Annotated in this window: 1 protein-coding gene and 2 pseudogenes; 1 reads left to right on the top strand and 2 read right to left on the bottom strand. The window is 44.2% G+C overall.

What is annotated here, in order from left to right:
- Positions 1-131: 131 nt before the first annotated feature.
- Positions 132-407, bottom strand: a complete 276-nt coding sequence (locus CWM53_RS10155) for an excisionase (protein WP_100697646.1) — start codon at positions 405-407, stop codon at positions 132-134.
- A gap of 187 nt (positions 408-594) precedes the next feature.
- A pseudogene (locus CWM53_RS32215) lies at positions 595-825 on the bottom strand (IS5/IS1182 family transposase); the annotation flags it as partial.
- A 189-nt stretch (positions 826-1,014) separates the two neighbouring features.
- Between CWM53_RS32215 and CWM53_RS31930 the strand changes: the two are divergent.
- Positions 1,015-1,215, top strand: a pseudogene (locus CWM53_RS31930) (hypothetical protein); the annotation flags it as partial.
- Positions 1,216-1,358: the final 143 nt, after the last annotated feature.

Genomic DNA, 1,358 nt, shown 5'->3' with positions numbered 1-1,358 from the left:
ATGGACGCAGAAATAGACTACATGCCCCTATCGGCAAATTATTTGGCATCGGCCAGTTCATAGCCAAACAAGACACATGTACCTATGGGTAAGAAGATGCGGGCGCATTGACTCTCTTTACTTGCTAGAGTTTACCGCCTCTTCTTTGCTTGTTTTTGCTCCATTGCGCGAACTCTCTCTACCAAGGTTCCTTTTGACGTTATGGTATCTATCGACCTGTTAGGTACTACATCCTTTTTGCTTATGTCGACGTATACAGCATCAGGGTGAACTCTGTAAGTTTTTCCATGAAGTTCTGGCGCTGGGTAAATCCTACCTTCTCTAGCCCAGCGGCGAAGTGATGATAATGACGGAGGGGTTTCATATGTTCTAGAAGCCCACTCTTCGAGTGTGAGAAGCTTTGCCACTACCGAACTCCTATATGTCGCAAGAAAATGAATGTGCAGAAAAATACAGCCAATGTATGGCACCTTAAGGACAGGGTAGTTTTTCCTATATGATTACATCACTACGGATGACCGAAATCATCGCCGTGGGCTGGTGGGTATTTTGTCTTCTCTAAATATTAGTCCTATCGACGACCTAATGATAGGCTTTGAAACCCTTGTGTCCCTCATTACTGGACTGTATATGCGGCTCGACGCGGCGACTCAACCGGTCTGCTTCGTAATCTTTTTCCGGGCAGCGTCTGAGTTTTTGTCCTGTATGACCCGTCCGGAGGGTTTTGAATGTATCCGCAACCAGTTTGATGTCATGCGTGTTCGCTGCGGCGGCGACCAGCGACAGAGGAAGCCCGTTGGCATCTGTCATCAAACTGCGCTTTAGTTACCCTTATACATAAGTAACTATTTATGAAAAAGTTACTAATGAAGGGATAGGGAGCGTAGTGAACTCATTAGTAATTTTTTTGGAAAAAGTTACTAATGATGCGTTAGTCCCATTAGTAACTTATCTAAGAAAAGTTACTAATGAGACTAAAAGCCTATCCCAACAAGATTTTATTCCAGACAATAATTGCTGCAGAAAAACTTTGATGCCAATCCGTCCGACCTTATCTACTGGCCTAATGAATGGTTCCAGGATTAAGACATGATTCATGTTGATTTGACGCCTGAAGAAATCGCCGGATACCTTATGGCAAAATCTGGCCGGCTTCTAAGCGATGCGCCACAAATCGACCTGAGATACCCAATCCCTCCCAGCGCAGCAAGTTAACTCTAAGAGTTATCAAACCTTATGTGCCTATACATATCCAGAACACGTCAAACCTGCCTATCTATAGGCAGAACACACCGTTTCTGCCTATAAATAAGATATGGGCATTTTCATGGGGCGGTATGGTTTTACATGTAGCGTTC

This window comes from Klebsiella sp. A-Nf5, from assembly GCF_002810545.1.
GTDB classification, from domain to species: domain Bacteria; phylum Pseudomonadota; class Gammaproteobacteria; order Enterobacterales; family Enterobacteriaceae; genus Klebsiella; species Klebsiella variicola.
This window is presented reverse-complemented; position numbering and strand designations above follow the sequence as displayed.